The organism is Nocardia brasiliensis ATCC 700358 (assembly GCF_000250675.2).
Classification (GTDB): domain Bacteria; phylum Actinomycetota; class Actinomycetes; order Mycobacteriales; family Mycobacteriaceae; genus Nocardia; species Nocardia brasiliensis_B.
The window spans coordinates 4,283,094-4,300,128 of sequence record NC_018681.1 but is presented as its reverse complement, the minus strand read 5'-3'; the positions used below and the strand labels follow the sequence as shown (position 1 = coordinate 4,300,128).

Annotated in this window: 16 protein-coding genes; 9 read left to right on the top strand and 7 right to left on the bottom strand. The window is 69.2% G+C overall.

Going from position 1 to position 17,035, the window contains the following annotated elements; translation table 11 throughout:
- Nucleotides 1–213 precede the first annotated feature (213 nt).
- From O3I_RS19350 to O3I_RS19320, 7 genes are read left to right on the top strand one after another with little or no spacing between them, the layout of a single operon-like run.
- Nucleotides 214–1,554, top strand: coding sequence for a DegT/DnrJ/EryC1/StrS family aminotransferase (locus tag O3I_RS19350; RefSeq protein WP_014984651.1), 1,341 nt, complete (start codon nucleotides 214–216; stop codon nucleotides 1,552–1,554).
- A complete protein-coding gene (locus O3I_RS19345) occupies nucleotides 1,551–2,711 on the top strand; it encodes an MFS transporter (protein ID WP_014984650.1) in 1,161 nt (386 codons plus the stop codon). Before O3I_RS19350 ends, O3I_RS19345 begins: the two co-directional genes overlap by 4 nt.
- Nucleotides 2,708–3,643, top strand: coding sequence for a sulfotransferase (locus tag O3I_RS19340; RefSeq protein WP_014984649.1), 936 nt, complete (start codon nucleotides 2,708–2,710; stop codon nucleotides 3,641–3,643). Before O3I_RS19345 ends, O3I_RS19340 begins: the two co-directional genes overlap by 4 nt.
- 2 nt (nucleotides 3,644–3,645) lie before the next feature.
- Nucleotides 3,646–4,452 (top strand): SDR family NAD(P)-dependent oxidoreductase, encoded by an 807-nt coding sequence (locus tag O3I_RS19335; protein ID WP_014984648.1) that lies wholly within the window; start codon nucleotides 3,646–3,648, stop codon nucleotides 4,450–4,452.
- Between the two features lie 37 nt (nucleotides 4,453–4,489).
- A complete protein-coding gene (locus O3I_RS19330) occupies nucleotides 4,490–5,365 on the top strand; it encodes a family 3 encapsulin nanocompartment shell protein (RefSeq protein WP_014984647.1) in 876 nt (291 codons plus the stop codon).
- Nucleotides 5,366–5,374: 9 nt separating this feature from the next.
- Nucleotides 5,375–6,676: an NAD(P)/FAD-dependent oxidoreductase gene (locus O3I_RS19325; protein WP_202804948.1), complete on the top strand. Its 1,302-nt coding sequence runs from the start codon at nucleotides 5,375–5,377 to the stop codon at nucleotides 6,674–6,676.
- Nucleotides 6,673–7,398 carry an aspartate/glutamate racemase family protein gene (locus tag O3I_RS19320; RefSeq protein ID WP_014984645.1) on the top strand — a complete coding sequence of 242 codons (726 nt, stop codon included), beginning with the start codon at nucleotides 6,673–6,675 and terminating at the stop codon, nucleotides 7,396–7,398. The genes O3I_RS19325 and O3I_RS19320 overlap by 4 nt, the downstream gene beginning before the upstream one ends.
- A 32-nt stretch (nucleotides 7,399–7,430) precedes the next feature.
- Here O3I_RS19320 and O3I_RS19315 read toward each other — a convergent pair whose 3' ends face one another.
- Both O3I_RS19315 and O3I_RS19310 read right to left on the bottom strand, forming a co-directional pair.
- Nucleotides 7,431–8,426, bottom strand: a complete 996-nt coding sequence (locus tag O3I_RS19315; protein ID WP_014984644.1) for an alpha/beta hydrolase — start codon at nucleotides 8,424–8,426, stop codon at nucleotides 7,431–7,433.
- Nucleotides 8,427–8,612: 186 nt separating this feature from the next.
- On the bottom strand, nucleotides 8,613–10,043 hold the full coding sequence (locus O3I_RS19310) for a CYTH and CHAD domain-containing protein (protein WP_014984643.1): 1,431 nt from the start codon (nucleotides 10,041–10,043) through the stop codon (nucleotides 8,613–8,615).
- A 131-nt stretch (nucleotides 10,044–10,174) separates the two neighbouring features.
- Between O3I_RS19310 and O3I_RS19305 the strand changes: the two genes are divergently transcribed.
- Nucleotides 10,175–11,185, top strand: a complete 1,011-nt coding sequence (locus O3I_RS19305; RefSeq protein ID WP_014984642.1) for a DNA topoisomerase IB — start codon at nucleotides 10,175–10,177, stop codon at nucleotides 11,183–11,185.
- Between the two features lie 10 nt (nucleotides 11,186–11,195).
- Entirely contained in the window at nucleotides 11,196–12,302 is a 1,107-nt protein-coding gene (locus O3I_RS19300) for a glutamate--cysteine ligase 2 (RefSeq protein ID WP_014984641.1), read from the top strand.
- Nucleotides 12,303–12,312: 10 nt separating this feature from the next.
- On the opposite strand, the gene O3I_RS19295 is transcribed toward O3I_RS19300, so the two are convergent.
- From O3I_RS19295 to O3I_RS19275, 5 genes are all read right to left on the bottom strand, one after another.
- A complete protein-coding gene (locus O3I_RS19295) occupies nucleotides 12,313–12,957 on the bottom strand; it encodes an endonuclease (protein ID WP_014984640.1) in 645 nt (214 codons plus the stop codon).
- An 11-nt stretch (nucleotides 12,958–12,968) separates the two neighbouring features.
- Entirely contained in the window at nucleotides 12,969–14,312 is a 1,344-nt protein-coding gene (locus O3I_RS19290) for an NAD(P)/FAD-dependent oxidoreductase (RefSeq protein ID WP_014984639.1), read from the bottom strand.
- A gap of 39 nt (nucleotides 14,313–14,351) precedes the next feature.
- On the bottom strand, nucleotides 14,352–14,813 hold the full coding sequence (locus O3I_RS19285; protein WP_014984638.1) for an SRPBCC family protein: 462 nt from the start codon (nucleotides 14,811–14,813) through the stop codon (nucleotides 14,352–14,354).
- A 78-nt stretch (nucleotides 14,814–14,891) separates the two neighbouring features.
- A complete protein-coding gene (locus O3I_RS19280; RefSeq protein ID WP_014984637.1) occupies nucleotides 14,892–15,530 on the bottom strand; it encodes a UdgX family uracil-DNA binding protein in 639 nt (212 codons plus the stop codon).
- A 12-nt stretch (nucleotides 15,531–15,542) separates the two neighbouring features.
- The gene (locus O3I_RS19275; protein ID WP_014984636.1) at nucleotides 15,543–17,000 is read right to left on the bottom strand and encodes an aminotransferase class I/II-fold pyridoxal phosphate-dependent enzyme; all 1,458 of its coding nucleotides are present in this window, start codon (nucleotides 16,998–17,000) and stop codon (nucleotides 15,543–15,545) included.
- Nucleotides 17,001–17,035 lie beyond the last annotated feature (35 nt).

The window sequence follows — 17,035 nt, the reverse complement described above, 5'->3', positions numbered from 1 at the left end:
TATCCGCGCGCTCTCATTTCGCCTGCCTGGGCAAGGCGATTTCGGTGACGTCTCAACAATAGACCGCATTGCTGGGCAATCGATTTCGGGTATCCGGAATGAAATTTCGGTGTACCGTTCCACGGACGTCCTACCATTTCCCCGGGGGAAACTCGACGGACGATGCGGTGGCGGCTCGCCGATGTTCTACTGTTTGTTTGGCAAGGAATTCCGATGGCGGATAATGAGATAGACCATTCGGCATCGACCCGGCAACTGCCGGGCGCACGGATAGCTACCGATTCGCGGCTGGCGCTGGACGGCGGCGTTCCCGTCCGATCGGCGCCCTGGCCGACCTATGACCGAGGCGCCGTGTGCGTCTATCCCGAAGACGAGGCGGCGGCGTTGCGCGCCATTCGCAGCCACCTCTATTTCCGCTACGACTACCGGCCCGCACACGAGACCGAGTGCGCCGGATTCGAAGCCGAACTGTGCCGCTATTTCGGCTGCAAGCACGCCCTGGCCACCTCCAGCGGCACCACCGCGCTGGCCTTGGCGATCATGGGCGCGGGCATTCCGCTCGGCAGCCTGATCGCTTGTCCCGGTTTCACTTTCGCGGCGACGCCCAGTGCGATCCTGCTCGCCGGATGCACGCCGTTTCTCGTCGACGTCGACGAGAACCTGCATTTGGACGTGGCCGATCTGCGACGCCGGTGGACTCCGCAGGTCCGCGCGATCATGGTGGTGCACATGCGCGGTTTCGCCGGCGATATGGCGGCCCTGCTCGAATTCGCCGACGAAATGGGCGTGCCCGTGTTCGAGGACGCCGTGCCCGCGCTCGGCGCGGAATTGGCCGGCCGCAAACTCGGCACCTTCGGCGTGGCGGGCGCGTTCAGCACCCAATCGGACAAGTCGCTCAACAGCGGCGAAGGCGGCTTTCTCGTCACCGACGACAGCGCGCTGTTCGCCCGCGCCACTGTGCTTTCCGGCGCATACGAAGGTCGATTGCGCCGGCATTTCCCGGACGGCGAGCCACCGATCGCCACCGATCTGGACCTGCCGCTGCTCAGTTTTCGCATGGACGAGATCCGCGCCGCGCTGTTGCGCGCCGAGCTGGCCCGATTGCCGGTGCGGCTGGCCGCGTTCCGGCGCAATTACGATCACGTCGCCGCGGCACTGGCCGACGTCGACGGAATCCGGATCCGGCAGCCGGTCGCGCCGGGCGCATATCTCGGCGAGGCCTTCATCTTTCGGGTGCCGAGCGGGCGCGCTCAGTGGTTCGCGCGGGCACTGTGTCACGAGGGCATCGAGGCGCGCAATCTCGGTTCCGACGCCGATCACAACATCCGGGCCTTCTGGAACTGGCGGTTCCTGTTCCGCGGCATGACGACCACCGCCATCCAGGAGCTGCTGCCCGCGGCGACCCGCTATCTACAGGGGGCCGTGGATATCCCGTTGTCCTCGACGCTGACGCCCGCGGACTGCGACGAACTCGTCACCGCGGTGCGCAAAGTCGCCGCCGCCGAACTCGGCACCGAAGAAGGCGCGGGCTCCGCAGCGGCCGGGCTGCGATGAGCGACGACGCCGGCGCGCTACCCCGGCTCGCCCTGGCCGGCGTGTTCGGCGGACTGTTCTGTGGCTATCTCGGCCTGTCCGCGGCGATCCCGGTGCTGCCCGCGCACGTCCGGGATCAGTTCGGGGCGAGCGATCTCGCGGTGGGTCTCGCGGTCACCGCGACCGCGCTCACCGCACTGCTCACCCGTCCGATCTTCGGTGGACTCGCGGATCGATACGGGCACCGCTCCGTGATGCGCTTCGGCGCGCTCGCGATCGCCGCGGGCGGCCTGCTGTACTTCCTCCCGGTGGGTCTGGCGGGCCTGATCGTGGTCCGGCTGCTGCTCGGCATCGGCGAGGCCGCCCTGTTCACCGCGGGCGCGGTCTGGACCGTGACCCTTGCCCCGCACAACCGCCGCGGCCAAATCATCGGTCTGTACGGCATCGCCATGTGGGGCGGCATTTCGCTGGGCACCGCGCTCGGTGCGGTGTTGCGGCACTTCGGCATCGACGCGGTGTGGGCGTTCTGTGCCGCCGTACCGCTGCTCGGCGCGGTCCTGATCAGCATCGTCGCGCCGCAGCCGCACGTCGCGGCGTCCAGTGGCCGTGGACTGCTGCTGCGGCCCGCGGTGCTACCCGGACTCGGCCTGGCATTGGGCGCCGCGGGTTATGTCGGCCTGGCCGCGTTCGTGATCAGCGGTCTGCAGGAACGCGGCATCGATGCGGGCGTCGTGGTGCTGAGCACCTTCAGCGCGGTGTACGCGGGCACCCGGTTGTTCATCGGGCATCTGCCGGATCAACTGGGACCGCGACGGGTCGCATCCTGGTGTGGCGCAGGCGAAGCCGCAGGGCTGCTGATCATCGCGTGGGCGCCGAATCTGCCGGTCGCGGTGCTCGGCGCCGTGGTCATGGGTGTCGGATTCTCGCTCCTGCACCCGTCTTTGGCGCTGATGGTCATGAACAACACCGAAAACACCAAGCAGGGCGCGGCAATCGGCGCCTACACCTCGTTCTGGGATCTGGGCCTGTTCGTCTGGGGGCCGGCGACCGGGGCCGTCGCGACCGGATTCGGCTACCCCGCCGTCTTCGTGGTCGGCGCGGCCTGCGCGCTCGCCGCCTCGGTGCTGGCCCTGACGATCCGGCAAGCGGTCACCACGGAGAAGGCAGTCGGCAGATGACGAACCCCACCCCGCTGAAGGTCCTGTGCATCACCGGATGGTGCCGCAACGGCAGCACCATCATCGGCAACATCCTGAACGAGATCCCCGGCTTCTTTCACGTCGGCGAGCTGGCCTTCCTCTGGAAGAACGCGGCCGGACGCGGCGTGAACCAGGAGTGCGGCTGCGGGCTCGAGCTCGTCGACTGCCCGATCTGGTCCACCGTGCTGCCGATCGGTCAGCCTGCCGATACGCCGTTCGCCGCGCACGCCGACGCGGTCATCCGGCGCCAGCTCGGTAGCGTCCGGACCCGCCACACCTGGCGGGTCCTGGGCCGCGGTGTGCGCAGCGCGCCGCTGCGCGCCCACGCCGCGCTGATGACCGAGGTCTATCACGCCGTCGCGGCACGCACGAACGCCCGAGTGATCGTCGATACCAGCAAGATTCCCGGCGAGGCGGCCCTGCTGCCGTATCTGGACGGCATCACCCCGTACTACGTCCATCTGGTGCGCGACCCACGTGCGGTCGCCCAATCCTGGAGCAAGCCGAAGGAATACGTGTACGCGATGTCGCCGGGCAAGAGCACCGGCTACTGGACCGGATTCAATCTCGCCACGCACGCGATCACCCGGCGCCATCCGCAACGCTCCCGGTTCCTGCGCTACGAGGACTTCATCGCCGCGCCCGAACAGACGATCGCCGCGATGCTGGCGCACTGCGCGTCCGATCCCGCCGCGAATCCGGTCACCGATCGCACGGTCGAGTTGCACACCAATCACACGGTGACCGGGAACCCGGATCGCTTCCGCACCGGGGCCACCGTCATCCGTCCGTCCGACGATTCCTGGCGGTCCGGGTTGCCGAAGCCGGCCCAGCGCACCGTCGCCGCACTGTCCTGGCCGCTCGCGCGCCGCTACGGCTACGAGCTCGGCACCACGAAAGCGAAGGGGTAGTCATGGATCTCGGGCTCGAGCACAAGGTTGCGCTGGTCGCGGGCGGGTCGAGCGGTATCGGGCTGGCCATCGCGCGAGAACTGGCGGCCGAGGGCGCGCACGTCGCGATCGGCGCGCGCGACACTGCCCGGCTGGCCGCGGCGGAGCGGGCGGTGAAGGAGGTCGCCCGGGCGCGGGTGCACGCCACCAGCGTAGACATCACCGACAGCGCGGCCACCCACCGCTGGATCGATGAGGTCGCCGCCGAATTCGGTGCGGTGCACGTCGTGGTGGTCAGCGGCGGCAGCCCACCCACGGGGAACGCGGCCCACTTCGCGACGGCGGAATACCGGGCGGCGATCGACGGCGTGCTGATGCCCGCGGTCGACGTGGCGCTCGCCGCACTCCCGTATCTGCGCAAAGCCCAGTGGGGCCGTGTGATTTTCGTGACCTCGGAGACCGCGAGCGTGCCGATCGGCGACCTGGCGCTGTCCGGTGTGACCAGGACGGCCATCACCCGTTTCGCCCAATCGCTGGCCGTCGAGGTGGGCCGCGACGGCGTGACGGTCAACGTGCTGGCACCCAGCGCGACCCGCACGCCCCTGCTGGAACGCGTTGTGGCGCAACGCACCGACCGGATCGACGCCGAGTTCGACACGCTCGGCCGGCACACCGCGATCGGGCGGATCGCCCAACCGGACGAAATGGCCGCCGTCGCCGCCTTTCTGGCGAGCGCGCGGTCCTCCTATCTGACCGGGACGGTCCAACTGGTCGACGGCGGCGCGAGCCTGCTCGGCCCGAGTTGGTCACACCCCGCCGAACCAGCGTGACCGGCACTGTCGCCGGCGACACGGAAGGAAGTAAGGCATGCTGCCCACCGATGGCGTGAAATCTACACTGGCGCAGGTCGTCCGGGATCGCGCGCAGGAACTCTCACCGGGACGGATGTTCGTGGAGTGCTGCGCCGAGCGGGGTCTGGCGGCCGCGGTCGAGTACGACGTGACGATCACCGACTCGCTGACCAGCTCGCGGCGCAAGCCGCGCCACCCCGCCCGCAATATGCTCAAAGCCATTGACCTGTCCCGGGATCCGCGTCAGTACTACTGGCACGAGAGCCCGCCCGGCGTGGCTGACGCCCCGATCGACGGCGCCGACGTCCGCCGCGAACTGGCCAGCAGGTTCCACAGGTCGCCGATCCCCGAACTGCTGCCCACCACCGCCTGGGTCCAGGTGCCGCCACAGCTGTGGGAGGACCCCGACACATTCGAATCCTTCATCAACTATCGCCTGATCGTGCGGCTGTGTACGGCGGAGAACTACACGATCATCGCGAGCGCGGGTGGCCTGCTCAACATTCCGGGCATCGAGCGGATGACCTCGGCCGGGCCGTTCAGCTCGACGATCCTGCGCGCCTGCAACGAGATCGAGCAGATGGGCGGCACCGCGGACGGCATGATCATCAACCCGGTCGACTACTACCGCGCCATGGGCACCGGGACCCTGATGACCGATCTGGAACAGAACGGCGTGTTCATCGTGCGTACCCGTCTGGTCGAGCCGGGCAGTGCCATCGTCGGCGACTTCGGCCACGGCGCACAGCTTTTCGACGCCGGACGCTCGGTGATCCGGTTCGCCGAACCACCGCCGGGCACGTTCACCGAACCCGGCGCGGCGGTGATGGCACAGATCTACGAGCGGGTCGTGGTGAATCTGCCGACGAACTTCTTCGTCGTCACCGTGTAGGTGGCGGCCGTGTCCGAAGAGCCGGCGCCGCCCGTGCGCGACGACCCGGACGTCGTGGTCGTCGGCGGCGGAGTCGCCGGCTTGTTCTGCGCCTATCACCTGCGCCGCGCCGGCGCGGCGGTCACCGTGCTGGAGCGCGGCGCGCTCGGCGGCCCGCAGTCGTGTTCCAGCGGGAACACGGGGTTCGTCGGCACGCACGGCGCCGCGCCCTTGGCGGAGCCGGGTATGCGCTCGTGGCGCTCACTCGCCATGCTGCATCCGGACGCCCCGTTCCACGTGCGTCCGCGCGCGGACCGGGCCTCGCTGCGCTGGCTCGGTCAATTCGGGCGGGCCTGCACACCGTCGGCCGCGGCCGCGGGATTTCGGACCCTGGCCGCGATGAAGCGGCGCAGCCTCGAGATCCTGCTGGAGCTCTGCGTATCGCAAAGGATCGCGGACACTTTCGCAACGCCCGGGATCGTCCTGACTTACCGCACCGCCCAGGGCTTTTCCGTCGCGCGCGCGGCCGTCGCCCGCACCGTCGCCAACGGGATCCCGTTGCGTGTCCTCACACCGGGCGAGCTGGACGAACTGGAGCCCAGGACGCGGTTCGCCGTCCAGGGCGCGCTGTACAACCCGGAGGGCGCGTATCTGCGGGTGCCGGAGTTCATGCTCGAGTTCGGTCGCCTGCTGCGCGCGCTCGGCGTCGAGATCCGCGAATACACCGAACTGACCGGCTTCGCGATCACCGCGGGAAAGATCAGTCGGCTCAGCACAACTCACGGTGACCTCCGTCCCGGTGCGGTGGTCCTCAGCGCGGGCGCCTGGTCGACCGAATGCGCGCGGATGGCCGGGGTCGAGCTACCGCTGCAACCGATCAAGGGCTACAGCGTCACCGTGGACATGCCGCCGAGCGGGCCGAGCCGTCCGATCCTGTTGAGCGAGGGCCGGGTGGCACTGGTCCCCCTGGGCGATCGCCTGCGCATCGGCGGCACCCTCGAGCTGACCGGGATGCACAACACCAGCTCCGACCGCCGGGTGCGGAGCATGCTGCGCACTGTCCGCGATTACCTGCCCGAGCTCGAACAGACGCACACCCGCGAGACCTGGAGTGGCTTGCGCCCCAGCACACCCGACGGCCTGCCGGTCATCGGCCGGGCCGGGCCGGGCAACCTGATCGTCGCCGCCGGATACGGCCATATCGGCATGGGGCTCGCGCCGGCCTGCGGTGAACTGGTCGGACACCTGCTCTCGGGCGAGACACCGATCACCGATCCGGTTCCCTTGCGCCCGAATCGTTTCGGCGGGCCACGCGACCGGCGGCCCGCATGACCGCGCACCCGAACACCCGGCGCGGCAGCACGATCGGTGTGCTGTGCCTCGACACCGCGTTCACCAAACTCCCCGGCCATATCCGGAATCCGTCGACCTTCGACTTTCCCGTCGTCTACCAGGTGGTGCACGGCGCGACACCGCAGCGGGTGGTGGCCGAGGCAGACCCGACGTTGCTCGCGCCGTTCGTCTCTGCCGCAAAGGAACTCGAAGCCCGCGGGGTGGCCGCGATCACCAGCGGCTGCGGGTTCCTCGTCCTGTTCCAGCAGCAGTTGGCCGACGCCGTGCGGGTACCCCTGTACAGCTCGAGCCTCATCCAGTTGCCGATGGTACGTCGCATGATCGCCGCCGATCGCGAGATCGGCGTCCTCGTCGCCAAACGGGACGCGCTGACCTGGCGGCATCTGCGCGCGATCGGCGCCGAGACGCTGCCGATCCGCGTCGCCGGAATGGACACCCGTCCCGAGTTCCGCGAGGTCGTGCTCGAGGGACGCCGGACCACGCTCGACGCCGACCGGCTCGGGCGTGAGGTGCTCGACGAGGTCGACCGCCTGGCCGCGGCGCATCCGGCGCTCGGCGCGCTGGTGATCGAATGCACCGACCTGGTGCCCTACGGGCACGCGATACAGCGTCGTCTCGGCATCCCGGTGTTCGACATCGTCACGCTCACCGAAATGGTGCATCGCAGCCTGTGCCACCGCCCTTTTCGCACCGGTCCGTAGAGCCCGGGGTGCAGGTCGCCGACCGCGCGGGCTCAGCCGAGCGTGCCCAACCAGTCGAGCACGGCCTCCTGATGGGCGCGGGCCTCGCGCGCGATCACCAGCGCATGTCCCGCGTCCGGCAGCACGTAGGTCCGAAGTCGCGCCGCGGGGGCGAAGAACGGCGCCTCGGCCGCGTACAGCGCCGCCGTGTCGGCGCACACCGAGCACAGCTTGTCCTCGCTGCCGTTGACGATCATCACCGGCACGCCGATCCGGCGGGTCATCGGTCCGACGGTGGTGACGAGACCGGTGACCATCTCGGCGAGGGTGAACGTGTCCTTCACCTCCGCCTCGTCGGCGGCGAGGACCGCCGGATCGGTGCCGGGCACCGCGAAACTCGCCGGCCGGGTGCCCGGGGCGGTGGTCAGATAGCCGGGATCGTGACCGGCGAAGCGCGGGTCCGGGTCGGCGGCCACCGAGCGGAACGTGACCGCGGCGGCCATGGTGCCCAACGGATTCACCGAGTGCGAATACCCGGTCAGCAGCAGGCCGTCCAGCTGCGCCCCGCCGACCGCCGCGAGCACCCCGATCCCGGAACTCAACGAGACGCCGCCGAACACCACCTTCCGGAACGGCGGGTGCCCGGCCATTCCGTCGCGGCGCAATCCGGCGATGATCCCGGTCACCGCGTCGGCCTCCCGGGGTGAGGTGACGCTACCGCTCGGCGGGCGCGAGCTGCGGCCGGTGCCGAACCGGTCCACCGAGACGACCGCGTAGCCCGCGGCGTTCATAGCGCGCCGGAAGCTGTATTTCTCCCCGACCGCGGGCCAATCCCAGTACCGGGCATTGGTCGCCGCGCCGGGCATCAAGACCAGCACGGTATCGGTGGCCCGCTCCGGCAGGCACATTCGGGCACCCAGTTCCCCATCGGGCACCCGCAGCAGCAGATCGCGGCAGCGACCCGGATCGGCCGGTGCGGCGTGCGCGATACCGGTCGACGCCAGCACGGCGGCCACCGCTATCGCGACGGTTCCTCGCACGAAATTCATACTCGCGCACGCTATCCCACGCGTCGGCCGAGGGGAACCGGAAAAGTCGTCGTTATGACGCGAATGTCCTTGTCACGCCACATCTTTCCGAACGGGAACCGATGAAGGGTCAACTTTGGAACCTGGAAAGTGTTCCGAATTCCAGTGCCGGATAAAGCAACTCACAGAGTTCCACACGAACCGCGACTAGCGGGCGATCTCGGCCACCAGTCGCCGCGCCCGCCCGGCGGCGTGCTGCTCGTTCGCGTAGAGCAGGCCGTAGGTGAAGCCGTTCTCACCACCGGTCGTGCCCGCCGCCGTCGCGAGCCGCCACAGCAGTCCGGCCGAGACCACGCCGTCGTTGTGGTCGCCGAGTACGCGTTGAATCTTCTTGTAGTACTTGATATTCGACTTCGCGGCAGTGCGCCGGTGCACCGGCTGGTGCACCTCCGCGGCGTACCGCGCGCGCTTGGCGGCCTTGCGCGCCCGGTGCAGCGATTCGTCGCGCTGGTCGCCCAGCGCCACCGCGAGCCGCTTGTCGGCTTTGCGTGCCGCCCGGCCCGCGCGCCGCACCAGTTCGCCCTTGCGCACCCGAACCGCGAACGGCGGCTGCGACTTCCACGCCTGCAGCGCCGCGAGCAGCGCCAGATATCGCGGCGAATCCAACGCCGCCGCGAGGGCGGCCCGGCTGGTCAGCTGCCGTTCGAGCAGGGTGGCATCGATCCGGCCGGCCACCGGGCCGAGGACGAGTTCCGGAGGCAGCTCCTCGATCTCGGCGGCCAGGCGCGCCCGCTGGACCTGGCAGTCCCGCACCTCGCCGAGCAGTCCGGCATACCACTTCAATTCGTCGGCGATGCCCTCGATCGCCGGACGGTCCAGCAGTCTCCCGAAGACGCGCAGCGTGCTGCGCAGGCGCCGGGTCGCGACGCGGGTGTCGTGGATCGGATCGTCGCCACGGCGCAGCGCGAGGTCTCCGGCGAAGACGACATCGATCTGCGCGTTCAGGTACTCCTGGATCGCCCGCTCCGCCGTCGAACGCGCGACGGCGGGTTCATCATTCGGCGCCACCGCACGCGAAAGCTTGGACGGATACTTCGACCGCGACGCACCCGCCGCGGCGAGCCGGTCCAGCAGTTCGGCGGGCGCGGCCGCGGTACGCGGGCCGAGTTCCACCTCGATTTCGCGCCAGGCCAGGGCGGGCGCGGATCCGTCGCCCGGCGTGGTCCGCACGGTGTCGTCATCGACCTCGACGACGAGTTCGCCGTCCGGCCCGAACACCCGGTGCCGGTTACGCAGGGTGTGAATCGTCGTGACCTCGTGCAGTCGCCTGCCGAGTGCGGCGCCGGTGACCACGTCGGCGAGTTCGTCCGGCAGTTCGTCGGACCACGCGGCGACCAGTTCCAGCCTGCCGTCGTCCTGCGGGATCTTCAGCTGCCAGCCGGACTCGTCGGTGCCGGCCCGGCGCCGCAGCACCAGATCGTGGGAGAGCAGATCGCGGTCGGTGGTGTCGAAATAGGTGCTGGTGAGCTCCACCGCCGTCGCCTCGACCCGCCCGCCGGGCACCAGGTCGTCGAGCGGTGGGAGGGCGAAGGCTCGATCGACCTCCCATTTCGTTTCACGTTCGAGAGTGTCCTTCATCCTTATGGCGTTCCCGGCGCACTCCGCACCAAACGGGCATCCGTCGCCGCGTGGGCGTCCTGTTTGTCTCCCTCCTCCTGGGGAACGTCCAGCTAGCCACCCATGACGGACGACCGAGGAGGTTCGCGGATATGCGGCTGCGACGCAGCACGCCGTACGGGCCCGGCCTGCGCCGAGTGGCGCGCGGACGTGGTTTCTCCTACGTGAGCACCGAGGGCGCCCGGGTCGCGGACGAGGCAGCGCTGGAGCGCATTCGTGGCCTGGTGATACCGCCCGCGTGGCGCAAGGTGTGGATCTGCCCGCACGACAACGGGCACATCCAGGCGGTCGGGGTCGACGCCGCGGGCCGGCGCCAGTACCTCTATCACGAACAGTGGCGCAAAGAGCGCGACGAGGAGAAGTTCGATCGCGTCCTCCACCTGGCCGCCGGACTACCGGAACTCCGCCGGCGCATCCACGCCGAACTGACCGAGCCCGGCCTGGGGCTGCGACGGGTGGCCGCGCTCGCCGTGACGCTGGTGGATCGGGGCGTATTCCGGGTCGGCGGTGAGGAATACGCGCAGGAGCACGGGACGCGCGGGGTCGCGACCCTGCTGCGCGAGCAGGTCCGGCTGTCCGGTGCCGAGATGTCGTTCGACTATCCGGCGAAGGGCGGTATCCAGCGCCGGGTGCGGATTCGCGACGCCGACTCGGCCCGCGTCGTGCGGTCGCTGCGCCGCTGCCGGCACGACTCGCCACGGCTGCTCGTCTACCGAAAGGGGTCGCGGTACTGCGAGCTGCATGCCGACGATATCAACGACCTGTTCCGGGAGTGGTCCGAAAGCGAGTGCAGCGTAAAGGATCTGCGCACCTGGCACGGCACGGTACTGGCCGCGGCGGGTTTCGGCTCGGTCGAGCGGCCGGACTCGCAGCGCGGACGCAAAGCGGTGGAGCGCACGGTGATCGCGGATGTCGCTGCGGCACTGGGCAATACCCCGGCCGTCGCGCGGGCGTCCTATGTCGATCCCCGCGTACTGACCGCCTTCGAGCGCGGGGCGACGATCTCGGCCGCCTTGCGCCGTGCGGCCCGGGGCGGTTCGGACGAGCAACGCCAGAACACGGTCGAGCGCGCGGTGATCCGCCTGCTGCGCACCACGAACTGAGGAGCCGTCAGTGCTGGACGCAAACACGATAACCGTCGGGGTCGAAGAGGAGTTCCTGCTCGTCGATCCGGCCACGGGCGCTCCCGTCGCGAAGAACACCGAGGTGGCCGCGGCCGCCGAGCAACGCGGCGTCGAGCTGCAACTCGAACTGACCGCGTGCCAGGTCGAGACCAGCACCGGCGTGCACACCGAGACCCCGGCGCTGCTGCGCGAACTCGCCGGGCTGCGGAGCAAGGTGGCCGAATGCGCGGCGCACGCGGGCACCCGCCTGCTGGCCGTCGCGGTGCCGCCTACCGTGCCCGAGCAGTTCCCGATCACCGATACCGAGCGCTATCGGCGCATCGCCGACACGTTCGGAATGATCGCGCACGAGCAGGGCTTGTGCGGTTGCCACGTCCATGTCGCGGTGCCCGATCGCGAGACGGCGATCCAGGTGAGCAACTATCTGCGGCCGTGGCTGCCCGTGTATCTGGCGCTCACGGCGAACTCGTCGATCTATCGCGCGGCCGAGACCGGCTACGCGAGCTGGCGCAGCATCCTGTGGCGGCGCTGGCCGAGCGCCGGGCCGCCGCCCTATTTCGACTCCGCCGCCGACTACGCGGCCATGGTCGACATGATGATCGCGGGCGGCAACATCCTCGACACCAAGATGGTCTATTGGGACGTCCGGCCGTCCGAATCGTTTCCCACCGTCGAGGTCCGGGTCAGCGACGTGCCCGCCACCGTCACCGAGACCGCTCTGCTGGCCACGCTGGTGCGCGCCACCGCGATGATGGCTCGGGCGGCGCTGGAACGCGGCGAACGCGCGCCGGAAGTCCCCGGCGAGGTGCTGCGCGCGGCCTATTGGAACGCCGCCCGCTTCGGACTCGACGGCAACGGTCTCGATCCGGTGACCCGGCGCGTGGAACCGGCCCCGGCACGGCTGTCCGCGTTGCTGGAGCATGTCGCGCCCGCTCTCGACGAGCTGGGTGATCGCACCTTCGTGACGGATGCGGTGGCCACGGTGCTCGAGCGCGGCAACGGTGCCCGCCGCCAGATCGCGGCCTTCCGGAACAACCGCCAAGTACGGGATGTGGTGGCAGAACTCGCCGACGCCACGCTGGAGAAGTGCCGGTAGCCGCAGCCGCTCAGCGCGCGTCCGCGCGGATCTGCTCGGCGAATTCGTCGTCCAGCGCAACGCGCACGAGCGCCGCCGCCAACGCGCCGACGCGGCCGTCCGGTGCCAGCGCGGCGAGTTCGTCGGTGTCGGTAGGCAGGTCGACCTGCTGGGCGCCCTTCTTGGCGCGCTCGTCGAAATACGGTCTCGCCCAAGTCCATACGTCTTGGACCTCCCGCAGGAAGATATCGCTGCCGGTGGGCCCGATCCCCTGGAATTCCTGGAGCAGCTGCGCCGCGCGGGCCCGGTCTTGTTCGGCAGCCTCGCCCAGCTTTCGTAGATCACCGCCGTATTTGTCGAGCACCAGGTTCGCGTTTGCTCCGAGCCGGGTCGCGGTGCTCTCGTCGTAGCGCTTGTAGTGCGCGCGGCCCAGCGCATCCACGAGTTCTTGCCACTGCGCGTCCGCGATCCGTTGCGGGGTGCGGTATCCGGTGGAGATCAGCTCCTTCGCCGCGGCGACGGCGATATCCGCCGAGATCCGGGTGCTCAGCAGCTCGGCGAGCACGAGCAGCTGGAACAGGGGCGCGGGTTTGTCGGCCAGATCGATACCGGCCTGCGCCGCATAGCCGTCACCCGCTCGCTCGAGCAACGCGTGCACGACATTTCGCTTGCTCATTGCGCGACCTCCTACTTCGATGCCGGTTGCTTGTCCGGAATCCCTTCGCTGCCACCGAAACTGGCTTCCTCCGGACTCACCAGGCCGAGCAGGGCAAGCGGGCGCGGAGTCACCGCGTTGGTGGCGTACGCCAACGAGATCGCCCACCGATTCACGCCTCTGGGCACCGCATACGTGTGATAGGCCCGGGTCACGACCTTGGCGAGTCGGCCCGACAGATGGATGCCCATCGGGTTGGCGACGGCGAAGCCCGGACCCAGATCGACGACCAGTCCCATGTCGCGGTGCTTGTACGGTGCGGCGGCGCCGATGCCCAGACTCGCGGCCACATTGCGCGCCAGGGTTTTTCCCTGACGCGTCGCATGCTGCGCGGTCGGCGGGGTGATCTGGCCCGGCTTGGTCAGATCCGGGACCGCCGCCGCATCGCCGCCCGCGAACACGTCAGGATGGCCGGGCACGCCCAGCTTCGCGTCGACCACCAGGCGGCCGCGTTCCAGGGGCAGATCCAGAGTGCTCAACAGCGGTGCACCGGTCACGCCGGTCACCCAGGCCACCGTGTGGGTCGGGATCACGCTGTCGTCGGTGAGCACGACGTGGCCGTCGCTCAGTTCACGCAGCGAGGTCTGCAATCGAATGTCGATTCCCCTGCCTCGCAACACCGTCAACACCTTGTCGCCGAGTCGCTCGCCCACCTCGGGCATCACCCGGTCGGCCATGTCCAGCAGCACGAAACGGACCTCGGCGGGGTCGAAACCGCGGCGGTGGGCGTAGGCGTCGGCGAGCGCGCGCAACTGTGCGATCAGTTCGGTGCCCGCGTACGAAGCGCCGACCACCACGACGGTGCGTCGGGCCCGGCGTAGCTCGGGATCGTCTTCGTGGTCGGCCAATTCGAGCTGCCGGAGCAGCTGCTCCCGCAGATACAGTGCCTCGGCAATGGTTTTCAGGCCGCGCCCGTGCTCGGCCAGACCCGGCACGTCGAAGAGCCGGGTCACCGACCCGGGCGTGAGCACCAGCCGATCCCACGACAGTTCCCGCGCCGGGTAGTACTCGCTGCGCACGGTGATCGACTTACGTTGCAGGTCAACGGATTCGGCTTTGCCGACCACGAGGCGCACCCGGGGTAGCGCGTCGGCGAGCGAGATCACCACGAATCGTGGATCGATCAAACCGCCCGCCACATCCGGCAGCAACGGCGTGTAGAGCATGTAATCGTCGGGCGTGACGAGCACGACCTCGATGTCGCGGCCCGCCTTCGCCAGGCGGCGGCACAGTTTCGCAGCGCAGGTGAAGCCGGCGAAGCCGCTGCCGACGATCACCACCCGCTGCGGGCTCTCGGTCTCGGCTACCGGCACCACCGGCACCTCCTCTGTCTCTGGTCGGGCCTCGGACGGCGATCAGGCGTCAGGACGCTCGATATCCCCGCGCCACGCGCCGGTCTCGTGCTGCCTGCTCTCGATGAACTCCTTGAACCGCTGCATATCGCCGTTCACCCGGTGCTTCAGCACGCCGAGACGGTCGGCGACGGTCTCCACGAAGCCGTCCGGATCGACGTCCATCTGCGCGGTGATCCTGGTGTGCGTGTCATCGAGCCGGTGGAAGGTGATCACCCCCGCGTGCTGGGGGCCGGAATCGGACTTCCACGCCACCCGTTCGTCCGGGTGCTGCTCGGTGATGGTGGCATCGAATTCGCGGGTCGAGGGCCCGACGTGGATACGCCAGTGGGTGTGCCGGTCGTCGAGCTGCTGCACCGCCTCCACACCCTCCATGAACTCGGGGAACGACTCGAATTGCGTCCACTGGTTGTAGGCGGTGCGGACCGGTACCTCGACATCCACGGTGGCGGCCAACGTGCTCATGTGAACCCCTTTCGTTGCTGTCGCGTTGCGCGACTCGGTCAGGGGCGGCATACCCGGGCAACCGGAGCAGAAACAGGCTCAGCCGGGCCGGAAACCGGCTTTCCTGGCGATGATTCCGAGATCGTCGACGAACGCCTGGTAGGCCGCGGTCCGGTCTGGCGCACGCAGCACCGCGGCGGGATGCACGGTGGTGATCACGTCGTAGTCGCCGTGCGCGATCACCTCGCCACGGCGCTCACTGACCTTGAAAGTGTTGCCCAGCAACGCTTTGGCGGCGATCGCGCCCAAGCCCACCACCAGCTTCGGGTGCACCAGGGACAGCTCCGCACTCAGCCACGCGGAGCACGCGACGATCTCGGTGCGACCGGGCTGCTTGTGAATCCGCCGCTTGCCGCGTTCGGTGAACTTGAAATGCTTCACCGCGTTGGTGAGATAGACCTGGTCGCGCGGTATGCCCGCCTCGGCCAGCGCGCGGTCCAGGAGACCGCCCGCGGGTCCGACGAAGGGATGCCCCTGCACGTCCTCCTGATCGCCGGGCTGCTCGCCCACCATCACGACGGCGGCCGCGGCCGGTCCCTCGCCGAACACCGTCTGGGTGGCATCCCGGTACAGATCGCAGCCGTGGCACCCTTGCGCGGCCGCCCGCAGGGTTCGCAGCGAGAGACGCCCGCCCGGCACGAACTCGGCGGCCCCTGGCGGCGAATCACGACCGGGCACAACGACTCCCGTTCACTCGGCGACCACGCGGATGGTGTGCAGTTCGGGATCGGCGGGATCGGGCACGTTCATCCCGGAATCCAGCCCCGTGCGCAGGTATTCGACGACCGCCTCGTCGATCCGCTCGCCGGGGACGATGACCGGGATACCCGGCGGGTACGGCGTGACCTGCTCGGCCGCGATGCGTCCGGGCGCCTGCGTCAGCGGCACCGCCTGCACCTGACCGAAGAAGGCATCCCGCGGCAACATCACGGTCTCCAGCTCCAGTTCGTCCGGGGACGGCAGCCGGATATGATGCGGCGCAGGATCTTTCACCTGTTCCCGCCATGCGGTGAGCGCCGCGACGAGACGGTCGGCGGTATCGTCGTCGTCGGCGAAGGACAGTGTGGCCAGGACGCGCCGATGGTCGCTGAGCCCCACATCGACGTGCCGCTCCGCGCGCAACCAGTCGGCGACCTCGTAACCTGTTGCCCCGGTATCGGATACATCCATCAGCACCTGCATGCGATCCAGGTCGTGCGAGGCTTCGACACCGAGCAGCTCCTTCTCCATCACCTGGATGCCCGGTATCCGCGCCAGCTCGGTGCGCAGCCGATCCGACAGGCGCAGCGCGTCGTCGAGCAACCGGTGACCGTGCTGCACCATCTGCCGGCGCCAACCGTCGATCGCGGCGTAGATCAGGACGTTCGGGCTGGTGGTCATCAACAGGTCCGCGCAAGCGCTCAGGCGCGCCCGGTCGATCAGGTCGCCTTGGACGTGAAAGACCGAACCCTGCTCGAATCCGGCGCCCATCTTGTGCACGCTCACCACGCAGACGTCGGCGCCCGCGTCCATCGCCCAGGTCGGCAGCTCCTCGTGGAAGGGCAGATGCGCCCCCCACGCCTCGTCGACGATGAGCGGCTTGCCGCGACGGTGGCACACTTCGGCGATCCCGGCGATATCCGCGCAGGTCCCGTACGGGCTCGGACTGACTATCAGCGCACCGGAGGCGTCCGGGTGCCGCTGCCACGCGTCCTCGATCTGCTCGACCGAGGGCGGATGGGAGAAATGCCGTTCGGCGTCCCAGCGCGGGGTCACCCACCGCGGCAGCAGGCCGGCGAAGATCAGTCCGGCGACAATGGATTTGTGGCTGTCCCGCCCGAGGATCAGCCCGCCGTCGCCACCGCCGGCCACGGCGAGCATCGCGGCCTTCACCGACAGCGAACTGCCGCAGGTGGAGAAGAACGCCATCTCGGCGCCGACGGCGTCGGCCATCAGATCTTCGGCGTCCGACAGGTACTCGCCGCGGGCGCGCCGATCATCGAGCCCGCCGGAGGCGAGCACATCGCTGCGGAAAGCGTCGCCGAGTATCTGCAGTACCCGGTCGTCGATGCCGCGCCCCTGTCGATGGCCGGGCGGTGTGAAGCCGTACCGGCCACGCCGCCGGTAGTCGTCCAGTGCGTCCAGAATCGGTGCTCGTAGTTGGTCCATCCCCTGTCGGCTACCCCGCAGCACGCGGATCATGC